Annotated in this window: 16 protein-coding genes, 1 tRNA gene, 3 rRNA genes and 1 riboswitch; of the genes, 16 read left to right on the forward strand and 4 right to left on the reverse strand. The window is 66.3% G+C overall.

Annotated features, from left to right (window positions below):
* The first annotated feature begins 26 nt into the window (after positions 1-26).
* Genes BO226_RS23360 through BO226_RS23370 form a run of 3 tightly spaced genes read left to right on the forward strand, consistent with a single transcriptional unit; the run spans position 27 to position 985 of the window.
* Positions 27-245, forward strand: a complete 219-nt coding sequence (locus BO226_RS23360) for a DUF4244 domain-containing protein (RefSeq protein WP_071936186.1) — start codon at positions 27-29, stop codon at positions 243-245.
* Positions 246-254: 9 nt separating this feature from the next.
* Positions 255-629, forward strand: a complete 375-nt coding sequence (locus BO226_RS23365) for a TadE family type IV pilus minor pilin (RefSeq protein ID WP_100167921.1) — start codon at positions 255-257, stop codon at positions 627-629.
* Entirely contained in the window at positions 626-985 is a 360-nt protein-coding gene (locus BO226_RS23370) for an Rv3654c family TadE-like protein (RefSeq protein ID WP_071936187.1), read from the forward strand. Before BO226_RS23365 ends, BO226_RS23370 begins: the two co-directional genes overlap by 4 nt.
* 164 nt (positions 986-1149) lie before the next feature.
* Here the strand turns inward: BO226_RS23370 and BO226_RS23375 are convergent, their stop codons facing one another.
* Positions 1150-3498: a DEAD/DEAH box helicase gene (locus tag BO226_RS23375; protein WP_071936188.1), complete on the reverse strand. Its 2349-nt coding sequence runs from the start codon at positions 3496-3498 to the stop codon at positions 1150-1152.
* A gap of 435 nt (positions 3499-3933) precedes the next feature.
* Here BO226_RS23375 and BO226_RS23380 point away from each other — a divergent pair, with 435 nt between their 5' ends.
* The 4 genes from BO226_RS23380 to BO226_RS23395 all read left to right on the forward strand — a co-directional run bounded on the left by BO226_RS23380 (position 3934) and on the right by BO226_RS23395 (position 8723).
* Positions 3934-4137: a cold-shock protein gene (locus BO226_RS23380; protein WP_003935252.1), complete on the forward strand. Its 204-nt coding sequence runs from the start codon at positions 3934-3936 to the stop codon at positions 4135-4137.
* A 162-nt stretch (positions 4138-4299) separates the two neighbouring features.
* Positions 4300-4905, forward strand: a complete 606-nt coding sequence (locus tag BO226_RS23385) for a hypothetical protein (protein ID WP_071936189.1) — start codon at positions 4300-4302, stop codon at positions 4903-4905.
* 93 nt (positions 4906-4998) lie between these two features.
* On the forward strand, positions 4999-7953 hold the full coding sequence (gene topA, locus BO226_RS23390) for a type I DNA topoisomerase (RefSeq protein WP_387398848.1): 2955 nt from the start codon (positions 4999-5001) through the stop codon (positions 7951-7953).
* Positions 7954-7988: 35 nt separating this feature from the next.
* Positions 7989-8723, forward strand: coding sequence for a helix-turn-helix domain-containing protein (locus tag BO226_RS23395; protein WP_071936190.1), 735 nt, complete (start codon positions 7989-7991; stop codon positions 8721-8723).
* Here the strand turns inward: BO226_RS23395 and BO226_RS23400 are convergent.
* On the reverse strand, positions 8660-9052 hold the full coding sequence (locus BO226_RS23400) for a VOC family protein (RefSeq protein ID WP_041803956.1): 393 nt from the start codon (positions 9050-9052) through the stop codon (positions 8660-8662). The genes BO226_RS23395 and BO226_RS23400 overlap by 64 nt on opposite strands.
* Before the next feature lie 91 nt (positions 9053-9143).
* Between BO226_RS23400 and BO226_RS23405 the strand changes: the two genes are divergently transcribed.
* The 7 genes from BO226_RS23405 to BO226_RS23435 all read left to right on the forward strand — a co-directional run bounded on the left by BO226_RS23405 (position 9144) and on the right by BO226_RS23435 (position 17282).
* The gene (locus tag BO226_RS23405; protein WP_071936191.1) at positions 9144-10331 is read left to right on the forward strand and encodes a DNA polymerase III subunit delta'; all 1188 of its coding nucleotides are present in this window, start codon (positions 9144-9146) and stop codon (positions 10329-10331) included.
* Between the two features lie 62 nt (positions 10332-10393).
* Positions 10394-10466 (forward strand) — tRNA-Thr (locus BO226_RS23410).
* A gap of 268 nt (positions 10467-10734) precedes the next feature.
* Entirely contained in the window at positions 10735-10932 is a 198-nt protein-coding gene (locus BO226_RS23415; protein ID WP_006552400.1) for a hypothetical protein, read from the forward strand.
* Between the two features lie 492 nt (positions 10933-11424).
* A 16S ribosomal RNA gene (locus BO226_RS23420) occupies positions 11425-12946 on the forward strand.
* Between the two features lie 300 nt (positions 12947-13246).
* A 23S ribosomal RNA gene (locus BO226_RS23425) occupies positions 13247-16382 on the forward strand.
* Positions 16383-16491: 109 nt separating this feature from the next.
* A 5S ribosomal RNA gene (gene rrf / locus BO226_RS23430) occupies positions 16492-16608 on the forward strand.
* Together the 16S, 23S and 5S rRNA genes form the textbook arrangement of a ribosomal RNA operon.
* Before the next feature lie 143 nt (positions 16609-16751).
* Positions 16752-17282, forward strand: coding sequence for a putative immunity protein (locus BO226_RS23435; RefSeq protein ID WP_006550533.1), 531 nt, complete (start codon positions 16752-16754; stop codon positions 17280-17282).
* Here BO226_RS23435 and BO226_RS23440 read toward each other — a convergent pair.
* On the reverse strand, positions 17279-18658 hold the full coding sequence (locus BO226_RS23440) for a M1 family metallopeptidase (protein WP_033096938.1): 1380 nt from the start codon (positions 18656-18658) through the stop codon (positions 17279-17281). The two genes, BO226_RS23435 and BO226_RS23440, sit on opposite strands and share 4 nt — an antisense overlap.
* Positions 18625-22530, reverse strand: a complete 3906-nt coding sequence (locus BO226_RS23445; RefSeq protein ID WP_071936192.1) for a Pls/PosA family non-ribosomal peptide synthetase — start codon at positions 22528-22530, stop codon at positions 18625-18627. Before BO226_RS23445 ends, BO226_RS23440 begins: the two co-directional genes overlap by 34 nt.
* Before the next feature lie 165 nt (positions 22531-22695).
* A riboswitch (SAM riboswitch) is annotated at positions 22696-22813 on the forward strand.
* A gap of 68 nt (positions 22814-22881) precedes the next feature.
* Here BO226_RS23445 and BO226_RS23450 point away from each other — a divergent pair.
* Positions 22882-24195 carry an aminotransferase class V-fold PLP-dependent enzyme gene (locus BO226_RS23450; RefSeq protein WP_071936193.1) on the forward strand — a complete coding sequence of 438 codons (1314 nt, stop codon included), beginning with the start codon at positions 22882-22884 and terminating at the stop codon, positions 24193-24195.
* Positions 24196-24403: 208 nt separating this feature from the next.
* The gene (locus tag BO226_RS23455) at positions 24404-25021 is read left to right on the forward strand and encodes an LLM class flavin-dependent oxidoreductase (protein ID WP_083543709.1); all 618 of its coding nucleotides are present in this window, start codon (positions 24404-24406) and stop codon (positions 25019-25021) included.
* Positions 25022-25059: the final 38 nt, after the last annotated feature.

Here is a 25059-nt window from a genome sequence, read left to right on the forward strand (position 1 = left end):
CGCCGCTCGGATGGGAGGGACGGAAGATGGGGAAACGAACAGTGACCGAAGCGTTCTCACACAGTCTGCGCGGTCGCCTCGGCGGGCTCGTCGTGCAGGACGACGGCATGTCGACGGCGGAATATGCGATCGGGACCATTGCGGCGGCGGCTTTCGGGGCGGTGCTGTACACCGTGGTGACCGGCGATTCGATCGTGTCCGCGCTGACGGGCATCGTCGAGCGTGCCCTGAACACGGCGGTGTGATACCGACGCATGCGAAAGATGCTCGGACGACGCTGGTTACGCGCCTTCGTTCGTGAGGACGAAGGCGGGGTCACCGTCGAAGCGGCTCTCGCCGTCGCAAGCCTGGTCACGGTGCTCGTGCTGTGCCTCGGCGCGGTGCTGGGCATCGCGTACCAGGTGCGGTGCCATGACGCCGCCCGTGAAGCCGCCCGCCTCGCCGCGCGGGGAGATCAAGCGAGGGCGGTCGATGTGGCCACGCGAGTCGCGCCTCCGGACGCACGCGTGGCGGTACGCGAGGAAGGAGATCTGATCGTGGCGGTCGTGACCGCGGAGAGTCCGCTGCTCCCGTTGCTGACCCTCACGGCCGAGGCGGTGGCGGTGCGCGAACCGGAAGGAACGCGATGAGGTCGGGCCCGTCCCTCCTCGGCGACGACGGGAGCGCGAGTGTGATCGGCTGCGCCGTGATGGCCGGCCTCATCGCGATCACGGCCACGTTGCTGCACGTCGGGTCGGTCGTCGTCGCACGTCATCGTGCGCAGGCGGCGGCCGACCTGGCGGCGGTGGCGGTCGCCTCGGCACTGGACCGCGGGGTCGTGGAGGCTTGCGAGGCGAGCGAGGCGATCACCACACGGATGCGAGTGCGATTGCGGCGCTGCGAGATCGAAGAGTGGAATGCGCTCGTCGAGGTCACCGCTGAGGTGTCGGCTCTCTTCGGCGGCAAGGAGGCGACGGCCGTCGCGCGAGCCGGTCCTGCCCGATGAGGCCCGTCGGCGGTCGCTCGCGGCCGTATCCAGCGCATTGGCGCTCGTTGCTTGCCTGTGCTCGCATCCAGCGGTTGCCGCCCGACCCGTACACGAAGCGGCTGCCGGCAGCCGTGCCCGTCCCGGATCCGGCCGAGTAGGCGCGCCGGTGGCCTGAATCGCCGTCACCCCTCGATCGCAGCGAGGACGGCATCGAGGACCGCGACCGCCCCGGCCTTGTCGAGCGGATCGTTGCCGTTCCCGCACTTGGGGGAGTACACGCACGACGGGCATCCGGCGGCACATTCGCAGGCCGCGACCGCATCGCGGGTCGCGGTGAGCCACTTGGTGATCCGGTGGTATCCGCGTTCGGCGAATCCGGCGCCGCCGGGCTGTCCGTCGTAGACGAAGACGGTGGGCAGCCCGGTGTCGGGGTGCAGATCGGTGGAGACGCCGCCGATGTCGCCCCGATCGCACGTCGCGAGCAGGGGGAGCAGGCCGATCGCGGCGTGCTCGGCGGCGTGGAGTGCCCCGGGCACGCGATCGGGGGTCACCCCGATCCGGTCGAGCAGGTCGGGGTCGATCGTGTACATCACCGCGCGGGTGTCGAGCGTGTGCTCGGGCATGTCGAGGGGAATCTGGTCGAGCACCTCTCCGGACGGCAGGCGGCGCAGATAGCCGACCACCCGGTGCGTCACCTCGACCCCCACGGACGCGACGGTGACGGGTCCGAACTCGCGGTGTTCGTCGACGGAGATGCAACAGATGTCGGTGATCTCGCGTGCGCTCGTCGACCATTCCGGGTCCTCGGCGTGCACGAGGGCGATGCCATCCTCGAGATACAACTCGTCGACGACGACGGTCTCACCCTGGTGCAGGTGCACAGCTCCGGGATGGACGGTCGCGGGGGCGCGGGCGGCGTCGACGGTGCCGAGCATGCGACCGGTGTCGCCCTCGACGATCGAGACCTGGCGGCCGATCCCGCCGCGGATCTCGACATCGCCGTGCGGTTGCGTTCCCGGGGTGACGAACCAGCCGTGCGGGCGGCGGCGGATCAGTCCCTGCTCCGCGAGGTCCGTGAGGACGTCGAGCGCGCCGAACTCCTCGACCTCGGCATCGCTGATCGGCAGTTCCGATGCGGCGCAGAGAAGCTGGGGCCCGAGCACGTACGGATTGTTCGGATCGGTGACCGTCGCCTCGACCGGCCGGTCGAGCAGTGCCTGCGGATGGTGCACGAGATAGGTGTCGAGCGGATCGTCCCGCGCGACCAGCACGACGAGCGAACCCTGCCCGCGGCGACCGGCGCGACCGCCCTGCTGACGGAAGGACGCGACCGTGCCCGGGAATCCGGCGACGATCACCGCGTCCAGACCGGCGATGTCCACGCCGAGTTCGAGGGCGTTGGTGCTGGCGACGCCGAGCAGACGGCCGTCGGAGAGCGCGGCCTCGAGGTCGCGCCGGTCCTCGGCGAGGTAGCCCGCCCGGTAGGCCGCCACCCGGTCGACGAGATCCGGTGCCGCCTCGGCGAGAAGCCGACGTGCACCCATGGCCGTGAGCTCGGCGCCGTGACGCGACCGGACGAACGCCAGGGTGCGGGCACCCTCGACGACGAGGTCGGCGAGAAGGCGCGCGGCCTCGGTCCCGGCGGCCCGCCGCACCGGGGCGCCGTGTTCGCCCGTGAGTTCGCGCAGCAGGGGCGGCTCCCACATCGCGACCGTGCGGGGTCCGTGCGGCGAGCCGTCCTCGGTGATCTCGCGGCAGGGTGCTCCGATGAGCCGGGACGCCGCTGCCCCCGGTTCCGCGGTCGTCGCGGAGGCGAGGACGAAGACGGGATCGGCGCCGTACCGGCGGGCCACGCGCCGGAGCCGACGCAGGATCAGGGCGACGTGCGAGCCGAACACACCCCGGTAGGAGTGGCATTCGTCGACGACGACGTACCGCAGGCGGCGCCACAGCCGGGCCCATCGTGCGTGGGCGGGCAACAGCGACAGGTGCAGCATGTCGGGATTGGTGAAGATCCAGCGCGAGTGCCGGCGCGTCCACTGCCGGATCTCGGTGGAGGTGTCGCCGTCGTAGGCACACGCGCACACGGTCGACAGGCCGTCGATGTCGGAGGTCAGTTCGGTGACCGCGCGCAGCTGGTCGGCGCCGAGGGCCTTGGTGGGCGACAGGTAGAGAGCGGTGGCCTGCGGGTCGTCGGCGAGCGCGCTCAGGATGGGCAGCTGGTAGGCGACCGACTTGCCCGACGCGGTGCCGGTGGACACCACCACGTTCTCCCCGCCGGCCGCGATGTCGGCGGCGCTCGCCTGGTGGTGCCAGGGACGCTGGACGCCCTGGTCGCGGAAGGCCCGGACGACGTCCTCGTGCGCCCACTGCGGCCAGTCGCTGTGGTGGGCGGGCCGGGCCGGGATCTCTGCGACGTGGGTCAGCGGTGACTCGCGCGTCGGGGTGCCGGCGAGCAGCCGGTCGAGCAGCTCGCGACCGTAGGTGGGGGCGGTGGCGTCGCCGTTGTGGAGGAAGGGCGAGCCGGTCACGCAGTACTCCGCTGGGTCGGACGAGGTGTCTGTCGAAAACGTCTGTCGGATAGGAATGTGTCGGATACGGCGAGGCTGTGTCGGATGCGGGAGACCCGGGTCCGGGACGAGTGGGGCCACAGTGGCCTCCCGTAACATGGGAGCAACAGCTACCCGTGGGTAATGCTACCGAGACATGAACAAGATCAGGGAATTGGCACGTTTGTGCCCATTCCTACTGTTGCGCGTGCCCAGAACGTGGTTGACTGACACCCGGTCGCAGCTTCTGTGTTCGTAGACTTGGAAAAGTGCACGCTCGCAGGATCGATGGTTGCGAGCGCGGTGCTTTAGCTCTTCCAACGGGGGACTCGAGAAGTACAGCGGTCGGAACCGGGACCTGGCGGATCGCGTACCCGGCGGTTCGTCGAATCCGGTGTTAGAAAGAGAAGGAAAAGCATGGCACAGGGCACTGTGAAGTGGTTCAACGCGGAGAAGGGCTTCGGCTTCATCGCTCCTGAGGACGGCTCCGCCGACGTGTTCGTTCACTACTCCGAGATCCAGGGTTCCGGCTTCCGCACCCTCGAGGAGAACCAGCGAGTCGAGTTCGAGGTCGGTCAGGGCACCAAGGGCCCGCAGGCCACCGGCGTGCGCGCACTCTGATCCACCCGCTCGAGCGAGCAACCGGGCAAGGTCAACCACCTCGCCCGATCGTCCCCCGTCGCCTCAGGTGATGGGGGACGATGCATTTCCGGGACGTGTGCGCGAACCGGTCGTGGGACCTCACCGCCTCGTCGCGCTCACGGAGCCGGGAGAGGAGGACCCGTGAGTCAACTGTCCTTCTTCGGGGCCGACACGATGCCGCCGGCCCTGGCCGACCTGAGCGGCCTGCTCGCGGCACACGGACGTGCGCGTCTCACCGACGACGGCGCGGTGCTGACCGTGGAGGTCGACGCCGAATGGCGCGCCCGTGCGATCGGGCAGCTCGTGACCGACACGGGAGTCGAGGCGGACATCGCCGTCGACGGCGAGCTGTTCACCGTCAGCACATCCGTCGACCCCGCTCTCATCCCGCTCGCGACCCAGTGGAGCAGCGACGACGGCAAGACGGTCCCGACCGGCTGGATCCCGTCCTCGCGGGCCCAGCGGGCGTGGTTCCTCGCGTCCGGTCGCATGGAGGTCGAGGGAGCACAGTATGTTCTCGGTCTGGATGCGACGGCTCCCGACACTCATGCAGTTCTGGCGCAGGCGCTCATGCGCGCCGGCATCGCACCGACCCTGATCGGTACGCACGGCACCGGTGGACCGGGGTTGAGGATCTCCGGCCGGAGGCGTCTGACGAGGCTCGTCGAGAACATCGGTGCACCTCCGGACGCCGACGCGGCACGACGGATCTGGCCGCACGTGGAACCGGGTGATCATCACTTGTGAAGAGCCGTTCCCCGAGGATGTGCGACCCTGTGTGTGGCCGCGTCTGGGGAACGGGTCGGTATACATGTCTTCGAACAAGGCGACATGTCGGCAATGAGGGAAGGTGCGGGCGGCACGGTGGCAGCACGGGAGAAGAGCACTGCGGGCGGTTCGTCGGGCACGCGTCGGCTCGTGATCGTCGAGTCCCCGACCAAGGCGAGGAAGATCGCCCCCTACCTCGGCCGCGACTACGTCGTCGAGGCATCGGTCGGTCACATCCGCGACCTGCCGCGCGGTGCCGCGGACGTCCCCGCCAAGTACAAGGGCGAGTCGTGGGCGCGCCTCGGTGTCGACGTCGATCACGACTTCGAACCCCTCTACGTCGTCAGCGCCGACAAGAAGACCAAGGTCTCGGAGCTGAAGAGCCTGCTCAAGGACGCCGACGAGCTCTACCTCGCCACCGACCCCGACCGCGAGGGCGAGGCCATCGCCTGGCACCTGCTCGAGACCCTGAAGCCCAAGGTGCCGGTCCGGCGCATGGTCTTCCACGAGATCACCGAGCCCGCTATCCGCGCGGCCGCCGAGAACACCCGCGACCTCGACAACGACCTGGTCGACGCGCAGGAGACCCGCCGCATCCTCGACCGTCTCTACGGTTACGAGGTCAGTCCCGTGCTGTGGAAGAAGGTCATGCCCCGTCTGTCGGCGGGTCGTGTGCAGTCGGTGGCGACCCGCGTGATCGTGCAGCGCGAACGCGAGCGCATGGCGTTCAAGTCCGCCGAGTACTGGGACATCGCGGCCACGATGGACGCCGGCGCCGACGCGAGCCCCCGGTCGTTCGGTGCCCGCCTGGTCAACGTCGACGGTTCCCGTGTTGCCTCGGGTCGCGACTTCGGGCCCGACGGGAACCTGAAGTCGAACGGTGTCGTCGTCCTCGACGAGGACCGCGCCCGCCGCCTCGCGGAGGCACTCGCCGGTGTCGCGTTGACGGTGTCGTCGGCCGAGAGCAAGCCGTACACCCGCAAGCCCTACGCGCCGTTCATGACGTCGACGCTGCAGCAGGAGGCGGGCCGCAAGCTGCGGTTCTCGTCCGAGCGCACCATGCGCACCGCGCAGCGTCTGTACGAGAACGGCTACATCACCTACATGCGTACCGACTCGACGACGCTGTCCGAGTCGGCGATCGCGGCGGCCCGCGCACAGGCCACCCAGCTGTACGGTGCCGAGTTCGTCCATCCGACGCCGCGCCAGTACACCCGCAAGGTCAAGAACGCGCAGGAAGCACACGAGGCGATCCGTCCCGCCGGCGACGTCTTCGCGACCCCCGGCGAGCTGCACGCGCGCCTCGACGGCGACGAGTTCAAGCTCTACGAGCTCATCTGGCAGCGCACCGTCGCCTCCCAGATGGCCGACGCGCGGGGCACCACGCTGACGCTGCGCATCACCGGCACCGCGGGCACCGGCGAGGAGTGCACCTTCTCGTCGTCGGGTCGCACCATCACGTTCCCGGGCTTCCTCAAGGCATACGTCGAGAGTGTCGACGAGGAGGCCGGTGGTCAGTCGGACGACGCGGAGTCGCGCCTGCCGAACCTGTCCGAGGGTGCCTCGGTCACCGCGACGAAGCTCGATCCGGACGGTCACTCCACCAACCCGCCGGCCCGGTACACCGAGGCGAGCCTGATCAAGACGCTCGAAGAGCTCGGGATCGGCCGGCCCTCGACCTACGCGTCGATCATCAAGACCATCCTCGACCGCGGCTACGTCTACAAGCGTGGCAGCGCGCTCGTCCCGTCGTGGGTGGCGTTCGCCGTCATCGGCCTGCTCGAGGCGCACTTCGCCCAGCTCGTCGACTACGACTTCACGGCCGGGATGGAGGACGATCTCGACGAGATCGCCTCCGGTCACCGGCAGCGCACCGACTGGCTGACGCGGTTCTACTTCGGCAGCGACGACGGTCACGAGGAGTCGGTCGCGCGCAAGGGCGGCCTGAAGAAGCTGGTGGGGGAGAACCTCGAGGACATCGACGCCCGCGAGATCAACTCCATCCGCCTGTTCGACGACTCCGAGGGTCGCGAGATCCACGTGCGTGTGGGCCGCTTCGGTCCGTACCTCGAACGGATGGTCACCGACCCGAACAACCCCGACGCCGAGCCGACCTCGCAGCGCGCGAACCTGCCCGACGACCTGCCGCCGGACGAGCTCACCCTCGAATACGCCGAGAAACTCTTCTCGACGCCGCAGGAGGGACGTGTCCTCGGTGTCGATCCGTCGACCGGCTACGAGATCGTCGCGCGGGAGGGTCGCTTCGGTCCCTACGTGACCGAGCTGATCCCCGATCCGGAACCCGAGCCCGAACCGGAGCCGGACGTCACGCCCATCCCCGTCGATGAACTCGGCTCGGAGGGAGAGGGCGGCACGAAGACCGCCACCAAGAAGGCCGTCGCCAAGAAAGCGGCGAAGAAGGCTCCCGCGAAGAAGACCGGTCCGAAGCCGCGGACGGGTTCGCTGTTCAAGACGATGGACCTGTCCACGGTCACCCTGGAAGACGCCCTGAAACTGCTGTCGCTGCCGCGCGTGGTGGGTGTCGATCCGGAGTCCGGCGAGGAGATCACCGCCCAGAACGGCCGCTACGGTCCGTACCTGAAGAAGGGCAGCGACTCGCGGTCGCTCGCCAACGAGGAGCAGATCTTCACGATCACGCTCGACGAGGCGCTGAAGATCTACGCGGAGCCGAAGCGCCGCGGCCGGCAGGCCGCCGCCACGCCGCCGCTGCGCGAGCTGGGCACCGACCCGGTCAGCGGCAAGCAGATGGTGATCAAGGACGGCCGGTTCGGTCCGTACGTCACCGACGGTGAGACGAACGCGAGCCTGCGCAAGGGCGACGAGGTCGAGTCCATCACCGACGAGCGGGCATCCGAGCTGCTCGCCGACCGTCGGGCACGCGGTCCGGCCAAGAAGACCGCGAAGAAGACGGCGGCGAAGAAGACTGCCGCCAAGAAGACCACCGCCAAGAAGACGGCGGCGAAGAAGACGACGAAGAAGGCCGCCGCGAAGAAGACGACGGACTGACGGTTCCCGTCGGGGTACGCGGATAGCCTCACGGTGTGTACCGCGAACTGCCGTCGGGAATCCTCGGTGTCACACTGTGGCGGTCCGGGCCGTCCGGTGCCCGCGTGGGCGGAACCCACGTGCTGCCGGACGGCTGCATGGACCTCATTCGGCACGCCGACGGCTTCCTCGTCGCCGGCCCGGACACGACGTCCCAGTTCTCCGATCTGGCGGCGGATCGACCGCTGACGGCCGTCCGGTTCGAACCCGGCCTGGGGCCGCGGTTCTTCGGTGTCGACGCGAGCGAGCTGACCGATCGACGGGTTCCGCTCGACGATCTGTGGCCGTCACGTCGTGTGCGTCTCCTCGCGGTTCGAGCCGAGGACGATCCCGTCGCTGCGCTTGTCGACGCCGTGCGGGGCGCGGTCGACGAACACGATCCGATGGCCGACCTCGCGCGGGCGCTGGCCGCCGGTGCGGCCGTCACGGAGGTCGCCGCGACCCTCGGCTGGAGCGACAGGACGCTGCGTCGTCGCTCGGCTCGGGCCTACGGATACGGACCGAAGACGTTGTCGCGGGTGCTGCGCTTCCGTCGGGCGGTCGCGCGTGCCCGGGCCGGTGACGACTTCGCCCGTGTCGCAGCCGACTGCGGGTACAGCGACCAGGCGCATCTGGCCCGGGAGGTTCGTGCGCTGTCGGGTGTCACCCTCGGTGAACTCGTCCGGAGTCATCCCGGGAGCGCGGCGAACAGGTCGAGACTGTGGCCGTCCGGATCCATCGCGCTCGCGTAGCGCTGTCCCCAGAATGCGTCCCAAGGTGCCTTCGTCGACGTGCACCCGGCCTCGATCAACGCCGCAAGTGTCTCGTCGACCGCGTCGGGGGAGCCACAGTCGAAGGCGAGCGCCGCCCCGCCTCCGGACGACGGCTCGAACTCCGGATCGAAGCTGCTGACGGACTCGACGGTGTCCCACATCAGGCGCAGACCACCGGGGAGAGTGACCTCGAAGTGCGGTACCTCGGGTGCTTCGGTGGGCAGGTCGAGGCCGAGCACTCGATAGCACGCGAAGGACCGATCGAGATCGGCGACGACGAGCCCCACTGCGGAGAAATGAATGGTCATGGCCCGACGGTAGGACCGAGCACGTGCGGCCGTCTTGAACGTTTCGGACACGTGATCCGGACCCGTCGGACCCGGTCGTTAGGCTGAGCGCATGCCCGGGGTCTTCGATCGTCTCGTCGGTCAACGCGATGTCGAGACCGAACTCGTCGCGGCCGCGGTAGCTGCCCGTCGGGGCGACACCGGGTCGGCGATGACGCACTCGTGGCTGTTCACCGGTCCTCCCGGGTCCGGTCGCTCGGTCGCGGCGCTGTGTTTCGCCGCCGCCCTGCAGTGCACCGACGAGGAAACTTCCGGCTGCGGGCGATGCCACGCCTGCACCACCACGATGGCCGGCACCCACGGCGACGTACGGCGGGTCGTGCCCGAGGGACTGACGATCAGCGTCAAGTCGATGCGCGACATCGTGCAGGTCGCGTCGCGGCGTCCCAGCACGGGCCGATGGCAGGTCGTGGTGATCGAGGACGCCGACCGTCTCACCGAAGGCGCCGCGAACGCGCTGCTGAAGGTGGTCGAGGAACCTCCGCAGCGAACGGTCTTCCTCCTGTGTGCGCCGTCGGTCGATCCAGAGGACATCTCGGTGACGCTGCGCTCGCGCTGCCGTCACATCGGGTTGGTCACTCCCAGCGCCGACGCCATCGCGCGCGTCCTCGAGGCCACCGACCGCATCGATCCGAAGACGGCGCAGTGGGCCGCATCCGTCAGCGCAGGCCACGTCGGCCGGGCCCGACGGTTGGCCACCGACGAGGGCGCCCGCGACAACCGGGCACGTGCCCTCGCTGTCGCCGGCGCGGTCCTGCGCCCCGCCACCACCTATTCCGCAGCCGACGACCTCGGCCGCAGCGCCGAGACCGAGGCGAAGGAGATCAGTGCGGAGCGCGACGAGCGCGAGACCGAAGAGCTGAAGACCGCGCTCGGTGCCGGCGGTACCGGCAAGGGTGCCGCGGGTGCGCTTCGCGGTTCGGCCGGGGTCCTCAAGGAACTCGAACGCACTCAGAAGTCGCGGAAGACGCGAACCGAGCGCGACATCATGGACCGAGCCCTGATCGATCTCGCCGGTCTCTACCGGGACGCACTGGTGCACGCCTTCGGATCGCGGGTCACGCTCAACCATCCGGACATGTCGGATCGTGCGGCCGACCTCGCGGCGAGGACCCGGCCGGAGTCGCTGCTCGAGTGCATCGAAGCCATCCTCGACTGCCGGGAGGCGCTCGGCCAGAACGTCAAACCCCGCTTCGCTCTCGCGGCGCTTGCAGCCCGGTTGAGCTCGGCGTTCCGGTAGCCGAAGTGCCGGTTTGCATCGGGGTGGGGGTAGTCCGCTAGACTTCGGACGCCGAAAGGCTCGCTGCCTTAGCTCAGTCGGTAGAGCATTTCACTCGTAATGAAAAGGTCGTCGGTTCGATTCCGACAGGCAGCTCAACGAAGGCCCCTCACCACGGTGAGGGGCCTTCGACGTTTCTGCGCGGTGTGCGATTCGCACGGATGATGGAGACATGTTGATGGAACTGTTCTCCTTGGTCCTGATCATCGGCGCTCTCGCCGTGGTGCTGCCTATGGCCGTCCGGGTCTTCCGGGACAAGGACCGTTGACGCGAAGCGACCGCGACTATCGGCGCGCACGAGAGCGGTCTCGGACACGGCGCCGAAATCCTCGACAACCCGGTCACCGCGCAGCATGCTTCTCTCATGGCTGAGTCGTTGAAGGACCGGGTTCGGGAGAAGATCCTGCGGCAGCGCGCCGAGGACGGAGGCCGGCCGATCGGCGACGCCGAAGGGGACGACCCTCGCCTCATGGATCTCCGCAGCGACCTCGCGATGCTGGAGCAGGCCGGCGAGGACGATCCGATCGTCCAGCACCTCGCGGCGAAGTACTGGGTCCCCTGAACACCCTCACAACGACGCTTCGTAAGTCGATAAACCAGCTCTGACCTGGCGATTTGGTGTTCTCGGAGATGTTCGCGTAACTTATTCCAGGTCAGAGCGACACGGACACCGACCCGGGCCGAGAGGAACGGGACAACGAGGTTGGACGAAGGCGCCTGCAGATTTCACTGGTTCGAAACCTTCTGGTAAGGTTTGGAGCCGTGCCCGAGAGCCGGAAGGCCCTCGGATGAACAGTCACCCCGGAGTGAACGAATCGGAAGGTTCGGGAGCGATGGTGTGTGCGTGTTCTTTGAGAACTCAACAGTGTGCCGATGAATGTCAGTGCCAAATAATTTTGGTGCGGCCACTTCACTTTTGTGGGTGGTTGTTGCTGGACATCGCATTCTTCCGTCTGCGGTGGTCCAGTGTTTGAGCTAGTTTGAGTTTTTTTGCTAGTGATTTGACTCTTTTGTCTTTGACTGATTGCCCCTTTTTGGGGGTGATTGTGAGTCTTCAACGGAGAGTTTGATCCTGGCTCAGGACGAACGCTGGCGGCGTGCTTAACACATGCAAGTCGAACGATGAAGCCCAGCTTGCTGGGTGGATTAGTGGCGAACGGGTGAGTAACACGTGGGTGATCTGCCCTGCACTCTGGGATAAGCCTGGGAAACTGGGTCTAATACCGGATATGACCTCGGGATGCATGTTCTGGGGTGGAAAGTTTTTCGGTGCAGGATGAGCCCGCGGCCTATCAGCTTGTTGGTGGGGTAATGGCCTACCAAGGCGACGACGGGTAGCCGGCCTGAGAGGGCGACCGGCCACACTGGGACTGAGACACGGCCCAGACTCCTACGGGAGGCAGCAGTGGGGAATATTGCACAATGGGCGCAAGCCTGATGCAGCGACGCCGCGTGAGGGATGACGGCCTTCGGGTTGTAAACCTCTTTCACCCATGACGAAGCGCAAGTGACGGTAGTGGGAGAAGAAGCACCGGCCAACTACGTGCCAGCAGCCGCGGTAATACGTAGGGTGCGAGCGTTGTCCGGAATTACTGGGCGTAAAGAGCTCGTAGGCGGTTTGTCGCGTCGTCTGTGAAATCCCGCAGCTCAACTGCGGGCTTGCAGGCGATACGGGCAGACTCGAGTACTGCAGGGGAGACTGGAATTCCTGGTGTAGCGGTGAAATGCGCAGATATCAGGAGGAACACCGGTGGCGAAGGCGGGTCTCTGGGCAGTAACTGACGCTGAGGAGCGAAAGCGTGGGTAGCGAACAGGATTAGATACCCTGGTAGTCCACGCCGTAAACGGTGGGCGCTAGGTGTGGGTTTCCTTCCACGGGATCCGTGCCGTAGCCAACGCATTAAGCGCCCCGCCTGGGGAGTACGGCCGCAAGGCTAAAACTCAAAGGAATTGACGGGGGCCCGCACAAGCGGCGGAGCATGTGGATTAATTCGATGCAACGCGAAGAACCTTACCTGGGTTTGACATGTACCGGACGACTGCAGAGATGTGGTTTCCCTTGTGGCCGGTAGACAGGTGGTGCATGGCTGTCGTCAGCTCGTGTCGTGAGATGTTGGGTTAAGTCCCGCAACGAGCGCAACCCTTGTCCTGTGTTGCCAGCACGTGATGGTGGGGACTCGCAGGAGACTGCCGGGGTCAACTCGGAGGAAGGTGGGGACGACGTCAAGTCATCATGCCCCTTATGTCCAGGGCTTCACACATGCTACAATGGTCGGTACAGAGGGCTGCGATACCGTGAGGTGGAGCGAATCCCTTAAAGCCGGTCTCAGTTCGGATCGGGGTCTGCAACTCGACCCCGTGAAGTCGGAGTCGCTAGTAATCGCAGATCAGCAACGCTGCGGTGAATACGTTCCCGGGCCTTGTACACACCGCCCGTCACGTCATGAAAGTCGGTAACACCCGAAGCCGGTGGCCTAACCCCTTGTGGGAGGGAGCCGTCGAAGGTGGGATCGGCGATTGGGACGAAGTCGTAACAAGGTAGCCGTACCGGAAGGTGCGGCTGGATCACCTCCTTTCTAAGGAGCATTTCTCCCGGCGAGGGGTCACACAGGTGACTTCCTCACGGGCAGAGACTGTTTCGTTCCCGCAGGTGGAACGGCAGAAGCTCATGGGTGGAACGCTGACAACCATCACCGCGTATGGCGGGGATACAGATCCTCGTCGCGGTGGTTATATCGGTGCACTGTTGGGTCCTGAGAGAACACGCAATGTGTTTGATCAGCGACGATGTCGAAGAAAGTTCCGTGGAGTCCACGGGGTGAGTATTCGGTGTTGTGTGTTGTTTGAGAACTGCACAGTGGACGCGAGCATCTTTGTTGTAAGTGTTTATGAGCGTACGGTGGATGCCTTGGCACCAGGAGCCGATGAAGGACGTGGGAGGCTGCGATATGCCTCGGGGAGCTGTCAACCGAGCTGTGATCCGAGGATTTCCGAATGGGGAAACCCAGCACGAGTGATGTCGTGTTACCCGCATCTGAATATATAGGGTGTGTGGAGGGAACGTGGGGAAGTGAAACATCTCAGTACCCACAGGAAGAGAAAACAACATGTGATTCCGTGAGTAGTGGCGAGCGAAAGCGGATGAGGCTAAACCATGGGTGTGTGATAGCTGGCAGGCGTTGCATCCGTGGGGTTGTGGGGCTTTTCTTCCCGTCACTGTCATGACGGGCGAGAGTAAGAAACCGGTTGGTTAGTCGAAGTGGTCTGGAACGGCCTGTCGTAGAGGGTGAGAATCCCGTAGACGAAAACTTGCCGGCTCTCGTGAAAAGTACCCGAGTAGCACCGGGCCCGTGAAATCCGGTGTGAATCTGTCGGGACCACCCGATAAGCCTGAATACTCCCTGGTGACCGATAGCGGACTAGTACCGTGAGGGAAAGGTGAAAAGTACCCCGGGAGGGGAGTGAAATAGTACCTGAAACCGTGCGCTTACAATCCGTCAGAGCCGATGCACGATTCAGTTCGTGGTGGGTGATGGCGTGCCTTTTGAAGAATGAGCCTGCGAGTTAGTGGCATGTCGCGAGGTTAACCCGTGTGGGGTAGTCGTAGCGAAAGCGAGTCCGAATAGGGCGCATGAGTGGCATGTTCTAGACCCGAAGCGGAGTGATCTACCCATGGCCAGGGTGAAGCGATGGTAAGACGTCGTGGAGGCCCGAACCCACTTAGGTTGAAAACTGAGGGGATGAGTTGTGGGTAGGGGTGAAAGGCCAATCAAACTCCGTGATAGCTGGTTCTCCCCGAAATGCATTTAGGTGCAGCGTCGCGTGTTTCTCACCGGAGGTAGAGCTACTGGATGGTCTAGGGGGCCCACAAGCTTACCGAAATCAGCCAAACTCCGAATGCCGGTGAGTGAGAGCGCGGCAGTGAGACTGCGGGGGATAAGCTTCGTAGTCGAGAGGGAAACAGCCCAGATCGCCGGCTAAGGCCCCTAAGCGTGTACTAAGTGGAAAAGGATGTGGGATCGCTGAGACAACCAGGAGGTTGGCTTAGAAGCAGCCACCCTTGAAAGAGTGCGTAATAGCTCACTGGTCAAGTGGTTCTGCGCCGACAATGTAGCGGGGCTCAAGTACACCGCCGAAGCCGCGGCACTCACACAACACCCATTCGTTCCTGCGGGAACGTGTGCAGTGGTGTGGGTGGGTAGGGGAGCGTCGTGCAGCCGTGGAAGCGCCGGAGTGATCCAGGTGTGGAGGCTGTGCGAGTGAGAATGCAGGCATGAGTAGCGAAAGACGAGTGAGAAACTCGTCCGCCGGATGACCAAGGGTTCCTGGGCCAGGTTAATCCGCCCAGGGTGAGTCGGGACCTAAGGCGAGGCCGACAGGCGTAGTCGATGGACAACGGGTTGATATTCCCGTACCCGTGTATCCGCGCCCAATGGCGAATCAGTTGTGCTAACCGTCCAAAAGTTTCCGCTGTTCCTTCGGGAACTGTGGGGATGGCTGCACGGGACCCTGATTGTAGTAGTCAAGCGATGGGGTGACGCAGGAAGGTAGCTGGGCCAGGTGATGGAGTACCTGGTGTAAGCCGGTAGGGCGTGACATAGGCAAATCCGTGTCACATACGGCCTGAGAGGTGATGCGTACCCGTTGAGGGGAATTCAGTGATCCTATGCTGCCGAGAAAAGCCTCTAGTGAGTTGGTACACGGCCCGTACCCCAAACCGACACAGGTGGTCAGGTAGAGAATACCGAGGCGATCGAGAGAACTGTGGTTAAGGAACTCGGCAAAATGCCCCCGTAACTTCGGGAGAAGGGGGACCACGCCCGGTGACGGCCCTTGCGGTCCGAGCTGGGGGTGGTCGCAGAGACCAGAGAGAAGCGACTGTTTACTAAAAACACAGGTCCGTGCGAAGTCGTAAGACGATGTATACGGACTGACGCCTGCCCGGTGCTGGAAGGTTAAGAGGACCGGTTAGCGGGGTTTACTCCGCGAAGCTGAGAATTTAAGCCCCAGTAAACGGCGGTGGTAACTATAACCATCCTAAGGTAGCGAAATTCCTTGTCGGGTAAGTTCCGACCTGCACGAATGGCGTAACGACTTCTCTGCTGTCTCGACCACAGACTCGGCGAAATTGCATTACGAGTAAAGATGCTCGTTACGCGCGGCAGGACGAAAAGACCCCGGGACCTTCACTATAGCTTGGTATTGGTGTTCGGTTCGGTTTGTGTAGGATAGGTGGGAGACTGTGAAGCTCATACGCCAGTATGGGTGGAGTCGTTGTTGAAATACCACTCTGATCGTATTGGACCTCTAACCTCGGACCATGATCTGGTTCAGGGACAGTGCCTGGTGGGTAGTTTAACTGGGGCGGTTGCCTCCCAAAATGTAACGGAGGCGCCCAAAGGTTCCCTCAGCCTGGTTGGCAATCAGGTGTCGAGTGCAAGTGCACAAGGGAGCTTGACTGTGAGACTGACAGGTCGAGCAGGGACGAAAGTCGGGACTAGTGATCCGGCACCGGCATGTGGAAGCGGTGTCGCTCAACGGATAAAAGGTACCCCGGGGATAACAGGCTGATCTTCCCCAAGAGTCCATATCGACGGGATGGTTTGGCACCTCGATGTCGGCTCGTCGCATCCTGGGGCTGGAGTAGGTCCCAAGGGTTGGGCTGTTCGCCCATTAAAGCGGCACGCGAGCTGGGTTTAGAACGTCGTGAGACAGTTCGGTCTCTATCCGCCGCGCGCGTTAGAAACTTGAGGAAGGCTGTCCCTAGTACGAGAGGACCGGGACGGACGAACCTCTGGTGTGCCAGTTGTCCCGCCAGGGGCATGGCTGGTTGGCTACGTTCGGAAGGGATAACCGCTGAAAGCATCTAAGCGGGAAGCCTGTTCCAAGATGAGGTTTCTCACCCCCTCGAGGGGGTAAGGCCCCCGGCAGACCACCGGGTTGATAGGCCGGAACTGGAAGCCCAGCAATGGGTGGAGGTGACCGGTACTAATAGGCCGAGGACTTACCACGAAGATGTTACGCGTCCACTGTGCGGTATCTGAAACAACACACACAGATCCGAAAATCCTGCAGCAGCAGGTGATTCGAGGAATCTGCGTGGACTATTGTTTCATAGAGTTACGGCGGTCATAGCGACAGGGAAACGCCCGGTCCCATTCCGAACCCGGAAGCTAAGCCTGTCTGCGCCGATGGTACTGCACTCGACAGGGTGTGGGAGAGTAGGACACCGCCGAACACCCGTTACCGAAGACCCCCAACATTGTTGGGGGTCTTCGGCTTTGAGGAGGGGAACCGCTTTCGCGGGTCCCCTTTTCTCGTACGCGGACATTCGGTCGGGCTATGCTCGGATACGTGGGACGGAACGGGCCGGCGACAAGCGTGACCGGTGATTTCGAACTCACCATGGACGAACTGCGGGCGGTCGTCCGATACGTGACGGAGAGTGCACAGGACGTGCTTCCCGTCTTCGAGGAATCCGTGCCCGAGGACCGTCGTCCACGTTCAGCACTCGATGCGGCGCGAGAATTCGTCGACGGTGCGCGACGAACGAGACTCCAGCGCGTCGCCGCCCTGGATGCCCACCGAGCTGCGAAGGATGCACCGACGGAAGCGGCTTCCCTCGCCGCGCGGTGTGCCGGCGATGCCGCCGCGGCTGCCTATCTGCACCCGATCGCGAAGGCCACTCAGGTCGGGCACATCCTGCGTACCGCTGCGAGTGTCGCGCGCATCGCCGAACTCCGTGCGGGCGGAGACCCGACGGCAGCTGAGGACTCGCTCGACGACGCCCGGCGCCGTGCGACCCCCGTGGTGGTCGACGTCCTGTCCAGATATCCGATCGCCCCTACCTCGAGAAGTCGTGTCGGACAGTTGATGAGCGCACTGGATGCATCTCTGCGCCCTCGGAACTAGGCGGTCGGTGCCGGGGGAAGCTCTCGCGTGCTCAACCACGCCTCCCACAGCGGCCGGAGCGAGACGTCCGAGAAACGTGCGGCGAGATCCTTGAACTGCGCCGTCGTCACGTTGCCGTGCCGGTGTTCCGCGGTCCACGTCCGTAGGAGGGTGAAGAACGGCTCGTCGCCGAGCTGCACTCGCAGGGCGTGCAAAGTCAGCGCTCCGCGCTTGTAGATGCGGTCGTCGAACATGTCCTTCGGGCCCGGATCCTCGAGCAGGATGTCCTGCGGCTTGCGGGCCAGACCCCGGTGGGCGTCGAGCGCATGTGCATGCGCCGACCTGCCGCCCGAGTTCTCCGACCACAACCACTCCGCGTAGCACGCGAATCCTTCGTGGAGCCAGATGTCGCACCAACGGTTCAGCGTGAGGCTGTTGCCGAACCACTGGTGCGCCAACTCGTGTGCGACGAGCCGTTCCTCGCGGCCGGTGCCGTCGCAGAAGTTCGCGCCGAAGATCGACAATCCCTGTGCTTCGAGGGGGATCTCGAGGTCGTCGTCGGTCACCAGAGCGGTGTAGTGCGCGAACGGGTACGGGCCGAACAGGCGCGTGAACAACTCGAGCATCTCGGTCTGGCGAGCGAAGTCCCGATCGAACGCCGCGCGCAACCGAGGCGGATGGATGCCGTACTGGGGCACGGGTTCGTTTGAGAGGGTGCGTATCTCGTAGTGCCCGGTCTGGACCGTGGCGAGATAGGTCGCCATGGGTTCGGGTTGCTCGTAGACGCGGGTGGTGCGACTCGCCTTCGTGGTCTTGTGCACGAGGGTGCCGTTCGCGATCGCGACGAACGGAGCGTCGGTGGTGACCGCGATGCGGTAGGTGGCTTTCGAACCGGGATGGTCGTCGCAGGGGAACCAGGTGGGTGCGCCGTTGGGCTGACTCGCGACGAGCGAACCCTCGTCGAGTTCTTCCCAGCCGACCTCACCCCACATGGTCCGCAGTGGGGTGGGGGTCCCCGAGTACTGCACACCGAAGACGAGGACCGCCCCGGCAGGGAGTTTCTCGGCGGGGGTGACGGTGAGCTTGCCGCCACGATGCGCGAACTTGGCGGGACGTCGCCCGTTGACGGTCACCTTCGTGACTCGCATCGACTGCGCGAGATCGAGCGAATACTTGGCGCGCACGTCCGTAGTCGTGGCGATGATCTTCGCCCGGCCGTCGAGCCGATTGGACACGACCTTGTAGGTGAGTTCGAGTTCGTAGCGGGAGGCCCGGTAGCCGCGGTTCCCGCTCTCGGGCAGATAAGGGTCGAGCGGCCGGTCCGCGGCGACCGGCGCGACGGGCTTGGCGGCCTTGATGGGCTTCACCGCGGCGACCAGTCGTTCGGCGTGGTCCACGGCGTGATCGGATTGCCCTGCCAGCGAGTGGACGGCGGGACGACGTCGCCGCGCATCACCAGCGAGGCCGGGCCGACGGTGGCACCGTCGCCGATGCCCGAGGCGGGCAACGCGACGCATTGGGGGCCGAGCGTGGCGCCGGCGCCGAGGGTCACGGTGTCCATGGACATGATCCGATCATGGAACAGGTGGGTCTGTACAACGCAACCGCGTTCGACGGTCGCACCGTCGCCCAGGGACACCAGGTCGGCCTCGGGCAGCCAGTAGCTCTCGCACCACACACCGCGCCCGATCCTCGACCCCAGCGCGCGCAGCCACAGGTTCATCACGGCGGTGCCCGCCGCGGCCCGGGCGAACCACGGTGCCGTCACGGTCTCCACGAAGGTGTCGGAGACCTCGTTGCGCCACACGAACGAACTCCACAGCGGGTGCTCGACGCGTCCGATCCGACCGACGACGAGCCATTTCGCGATCACGGTCACGAGGCACGCCACGGCTCCGGCCACCATGAGCACGAGACCGCCCAGCAGCGCAGCGGCGAGATAGCCCCAGTGCACGGCGAGGGTGTTGAGTGCGAAGAGCACACCGAGCCCGATGCCGTAGGTGACGACCATGGGCACGAGCCGGAAGGTCTCCACCGCGCCGCGCGCGATCTTCAGTTTCAGCGGCGGTGCGAAGGTGCGGCTCGCGTCGCTGTCACCGCTTGCGCGCCGCAGGCGCACCGGGGGACTGCCCAGCCACGACGAGCCGGATTTCGCCTTCTCCGGAGCCGCGGAGAGCACCGCGACGAGCCCGTGCTTCGGGACGCGCCGACCCGGCGCCGCCATACCCGAGTTGCCGAGGAAGGCACGCTTGCCGACCTTCGCATGCGAGATGTACAGCCACCCGCCGCCGAGTTCGTAGGAGGCGACCATCGTGTCGTCGGCGAGGAACGCTCCATCGGCGACCTTGGTGAACTTGGGAACCATCAGCACGGTCGACGCCTCGACGTCCTTACCGATGTCGGCGCCGAGCAATCGGAGCCAGATCGGGGTGAGCATCGACGCGTAGAGCGGGAACAGGAAGGTGCGCGAGGAGTCCATGAGGCGCTCGGTGAACCACACCTGCCAGCCCACGCGGCTGCGCACGGGATGCCAGCCCTCGGTCATCCCGACGGCAAGCAGTCGCACGGCCGTCAGGGTGAGCAGGGCGAAGACGAACATCGTCAGCAGCGCCGCGACGGGCAGCATCGCCAGGGAGTGCACCACGGCGTCGGAGACGGTGGGGGTGTCGTGCACCCACCACACGAGCAGCGCGACCCCGGCGGCGATCGAGACGACGGGCAGGCCGCCGAGCAGGATCGACGACAGCGCGTAGACCGGCACCCACCTGCCGCCCCGCGGCGGTATCGCGGCGGGCCACGGCCGGTCGGCCTTGCCGGCCTTGCGGGCGGGGGAGCCCGACCAGTTCTGCCCGGCCTTCACGCGACCGAACACCGCGGATCCGGCCTCCACTTCGGCGTCCTTACCGATCCGCGCGCCGGGGGCCAGAAACGAGCGGGCGCCCACCGTGGCGCCGGCACCGATCCGGATGCTTCCGATGTGGACGACGTCGCCGTCCACCCAGTAGCCGCCGAGGTCCACCTCCGGCTCGACGGCACACCCGTCGCCGAGTTCGAGGAGACCGGTGACCGGTGGAAGACTGTGCAGGTCGACGTCGCGGCCGACCTTCGCTCCCAGCGCCCGCGCGTACTGCCGCATCCAGGGAGCGCTCGAGATGTTCACGGCACCCACGGCCTCGGACAGTCGCAGAGCCGTCCACAGCCGGAGATGGACGCTCCCACCGCGTGGGTAGCTTCCGGGCTCTATGCCGCGCAGGAGCAGACGCGAACCCGCGACGGAGATCGCCATGCGCCCGACGGGCGTGAGGAACAGCAGGACACCGAGCGCGACCCACCACCACGACAGGGTGACGGTCCACGGCACGTCCACGACGAGCGCGACGACGTTGTTCAGGATCGCCAGCCAGGTCACCCACTGCAGTCCGGTGAGGGTGGTGAGGACGGCGGTCACGGCGATCTGCCCGAGCTGGGCGAGCCGCGGCACCGGGGTCACCTCTCGCGGTGTCGCCGCTTCCGTCGGCGCGAGTTCGTCGAGGTAGACGGCGAGCGATCCGAGCCTCGGGTGGTCGTACAGTTCTGCGACGGTCATCTCCGGATACCGGCTCCGCAGCGCCGTGACGAGTTGCGCCGCCGCGAGGGAACCACCGCCGAGTTCGAAGAAGTCGTCGTCGACGCCCTCGATCCGGGCGCCGAGGATGTCGGTCCACAGTTCGGCGACCCATTCGGCGGTGGGATCGAGACCGAGTGCTTCCACCGAGTCGGCATCGGCGCCGGGCAGCGGCCACGGCAGAGCGTTGCGGTCGACCTTGCCGGACGTGCGGGTGGGCAGTTCGTCGACGAGCGCGAGTCGGGGGACGAGCGCGGCCGGGAGTTGTTCGGACAGCAGGTCGTGGGCCGACGCGATGTCGAAGTCCGGATCGGTGGAGGCGAGGTATCCCACGAGGATCGAATGTCCCGCGGCCGTCTTGCGGACCGCGCACGCACCGCCCGCCACGCCGGGCAGGTTCTGCAGTGCGTTGTCGACCTCGCCGAGTTCGATGCGGCGGCCACCGATCTTGACCTGGTCGTCGGCGCGTCCCTGGAACAGCAGACCGGCGCGGTCGAGCGTCACGAGATCACCGCTGCGGTAGGCGCGGTCCCAGCCGAGCATGGGCATCGGAGCGTACTTCTCGGCGTCCTTCGCCGGATCGAGGTAGCGCGCGAGGCCGACACCACCGATGACGAGTTCACCGGTCGCGCCCTCCTCGACGGGGTTGCCGTCGGCGTCCACGACGGCGAGATCCCATCCGTCGAGGGGCAGGCCGATGCGGACCGGTCCGGTGCCGTCCATCAGCGACGCGCAGGCCACGACCGTCGCCTCGGTGGGGCCGTAGGTGTTCCACACCTCGCGTCCCCGAACCGCGAGACGTTCGACGAGATCGGGTGGGCAGGCCTCGCCACCGAAGATGAGCAGACGCACCGCCTCGAGGGCTTCGGCCGGCCACATCGCCGCGAGGGTGGGCACCGTGGAGACGACGTTGATGTTGCGCGAGACGAGCCACGGCCCGAGGTCCATGCCGGAGCGGACGAGCGCGCGGGGCGCCGGAACCAGGCAGGCGCCGTGCCGCCAGGCGAGCCACATCTCCTCGCACGAGGCGTCGAACGCCACGGACAGCCCGGCCAGGACCCGGTCGCCGGGACCGAGCGGCTCCCCTTGGCAGAACATCCGCGCTTCCGCGTCGACGAAGGCCGCCGCATTGCGGTGGGTGACGGCGACACCCTTCGGTGTTCCGGTTGAACCGGAGGTGAAGATGATCCACGCGTCGTCATCGAGGTTCGGGCCCCGCACCACCGGGGTGCCCGACGGCGCGGCCGTGCCCGGTCCGATGCCCTCGTCCGTGACGATGGCGGTGACCTGCGCTTCCGAGAACACGAGTTCGGCCCGCTCGTCGGGATCGTCGGCGTCGACGGGGACGTACGCGGCGCCCGCGGCGAGAATGGAGAGAATCGTCACATACAGGTCGCTGCGCCCGGAGGTCATGCGGACCCCGACCCTGTCGCCGGCCCCGACGCCCGCGTCGTTCAGCGCATACGCACCGGCGATCACCGCCTCGACCAGTTCGGCGTATTCGAGGACCGTCGCGCCGTCGTCGATCGCGGGGGCGTCGGGATGTGCTTCGGCAGTGCTCCGCAGCAGGTCGACGAGGGTGCGGGCGGGTGGAGCGTGCGACGCGCGGAGGAACTCGTCGGGGATGGGGGACCGGCCGACGGGGGTCGAGGTTATGGCTGGCAATTCCGCTGGTCCTTCTGCTCGATGGTGCTTCCGGTTATCTCACGTCCGGGTGGACGGCAGGTGAACGTTCGGCGCGCAGAACGCGTGTCGGCGTCGTGCGGTGCCGGGCGACGCGGAGCTGTGCGGGGTTGACACGGCCCGGTCGTCCTGCCATTCTCTTCGCCAGGTCATGAGTACCAGCGTCAAGCCCCGGCTAGCTGGTCGGCAACCCTCCAACCGCGGTGGGGTGCTCCGGGTGACGACCGGGCCGTGAATCCACTACCGGACACGGCAAGCGCGGACTCCGCCGGCGACGAGAATTCTCCGTCGTAGGCGTCACCGGCGGGTCCCCGAGTACACAAGGGATTTGTCATGACTGCTGTAGCCACCACCACCTGCATCGCTCCCTTTGCCACCGTTTCCGGCTGTGACGTGCAGGTTCCGCTCGTCCAGGGGGGTACCTGCACCTATGCGAACTTCGACTACGCGGCGAGCGCACCGGCGCTGTCCGCCGTCACCGACCGCATCACCGAGCTGCTGCCCTTCTATGCGAGCGTGCACCGCGGCGCCGGATACGCTTCGCGGATCAGCACCACCGCCTACGAGGACGCCCGCTCCTCCGTGTCGCGCTTCGTCGGCGCGGCCGACGACCAGGTCGTCGTCTTCACGCGCAACACCACCGATTCGCTGAACCTGCTCGCGAGTGCGGTGCCCGGCGATGTCGTGGTGCTCGACATCGAGCACCACGCGAATCTGCTGCCCTGGAAGAACTCTCGCATCGTCGAGGCTGCGGACACCGTCTCCGAGACGGTGTGGCGTCTCGCGGTCGAACTGCAGCGCGCACCCGCGGCCCTGCTCGCCGTCACCGGTGCTTCCAACGTCACCGGTGAGGTCCTGCCGATCGCCGAACTCGCCGAGCTCGCACACGCTTCCGGTGCCCGGATCCTCGTCGACGGTGCGCAGCTCGTGCCCCATCGCCGTGTCGATCTCGTCGAGCTCGGTGTGGACTACCTCGCCTTCTCCGGCCACAAGCTGTACGCGCCGTTCGGTGCGGGAGTGCTCGTCGGCCGCCGAGACTGGCTCGACGCCGCCGAGCCGTACCTCGCCGGTGGCGGCGCGGTGCGCGAGGTGCGCCTCGATCACACCGAATGGTCCTGCGCCCCTGCGCGTCACGAGGCCGGCACCCCCAACGTGCTCGGCGTCGCCGCCCTTGCCGCCGCGTGCGATGCGCTCGCCGGTTTCGACGCCGACGCGGTGATCCGTCACGAGGAGGCCCTGTGCGCCCTGCTCGTCGACGGTCTGCAGGCCATCGACGGCGTGGAAGTGCTTCGGCTGTGGAACGATTCGGCCGACAGTGTCGGGATCGTCACCTTCACGGTCGACGGCTACGAGCCCGGCCACGTCGCCTCCTATCTGTCCGCCGAGTACGGCATCGGCGTCCGTGACGGACGCTTCTGCGCCCACCCGCTGCTCGCGCGGGTCGGTCGTGCCGGCGGAGCCGTCCGGGCGTCGCTCGGACTCGGCAGCTCGTCCGACGATGTCGAGCGGCTCCTCGGAGCGCTCCGGTCGCTGGTCGAGAACGGGCCGACGTGGGTGCACGCGAAGACCGCCGGCGTGTGGAACCCCTCGCCGGAGACGCGTCCCGGCCTCGGAGCGACCGACGGCGACGCATCTCCGTGCGTCTAACGGTCGACAATTCCCCATAGGATCAGTAGGGTAATTCGCATGGGACGGACGAGGACGATCGCTGCGGCACGCTGGTGCCGTCGTCATGTCGACCTCTGCCGTACGGCATCGGGAATCTGTCCGGACTGAAGGTCTTCTCCCTCACAGTCTTCCGGCTCACAGGCCTATCCCTCCGTGCCGCTCCGCGGCCCGTACCGAGAGGTATCCCATGTCCGTCGCATCCACCGTCACCCCTGTATCCGCAGACCCGGCCGTCGTCGAGTCCGCCGCGATCCGGCCGTTGCGCGTCGCCGTCGAACTCACCGGTCACTCCGGGCCCGACTACTGGGCCGACCTGACCCTGGGACGTGTCGGCGACCCGCCGCTCGACCTCAGCGCCGATGTATCCAACGTCGTGCGGGTGCGTGCCGCCGACCTGCGTGAAGCCGGGAAACTGCGCGACCGCATCCGTGCAGAGGCCGCCGAGGAGGGCCGCGATCCCGATTCGGTCACGGTGCTCGTCGACGTCGAGATCGTCCTCGCCTCCGATGCCCGCACCGCCCGCACCCGCCGCACCCGCCCGGAATCGACTCGCGGGGAGGCCGGCACGCTGTCCTATGTCGGAACGCCGCACGGTCTCGCCGGGCTGATCGCGGACATCCATGCCGTGCAGGTCGCCGACGGCGTCACGCTGATCCCGCTCGCCGCGCCGTTCACCGTCGAGCATCTCGTCGACGGAACGCTGCCGTGGCTGGAGTCGCGCGGCCTCGTCGAGGTCTCGCCGACCGTCGTCGAGGTCCTGCGCCGGTTCGGTGAGGGCGCTCGGACATCCGTGCGCGCTTCCTGACACGCATCGGTATTGCGAAGGAGGGGCAGGAGTTTCGA

The sequence above is a fragment of the Rhodococcus sp. 2G genome, from assembly GCF_001886355.1.
Lineage (GTDB): Bacteria > Actinomycetota > Actinomycetes > Mycobacteriales > Mycobacteriaceae > Rhodococcus > Rhodococcus pyridinivorans.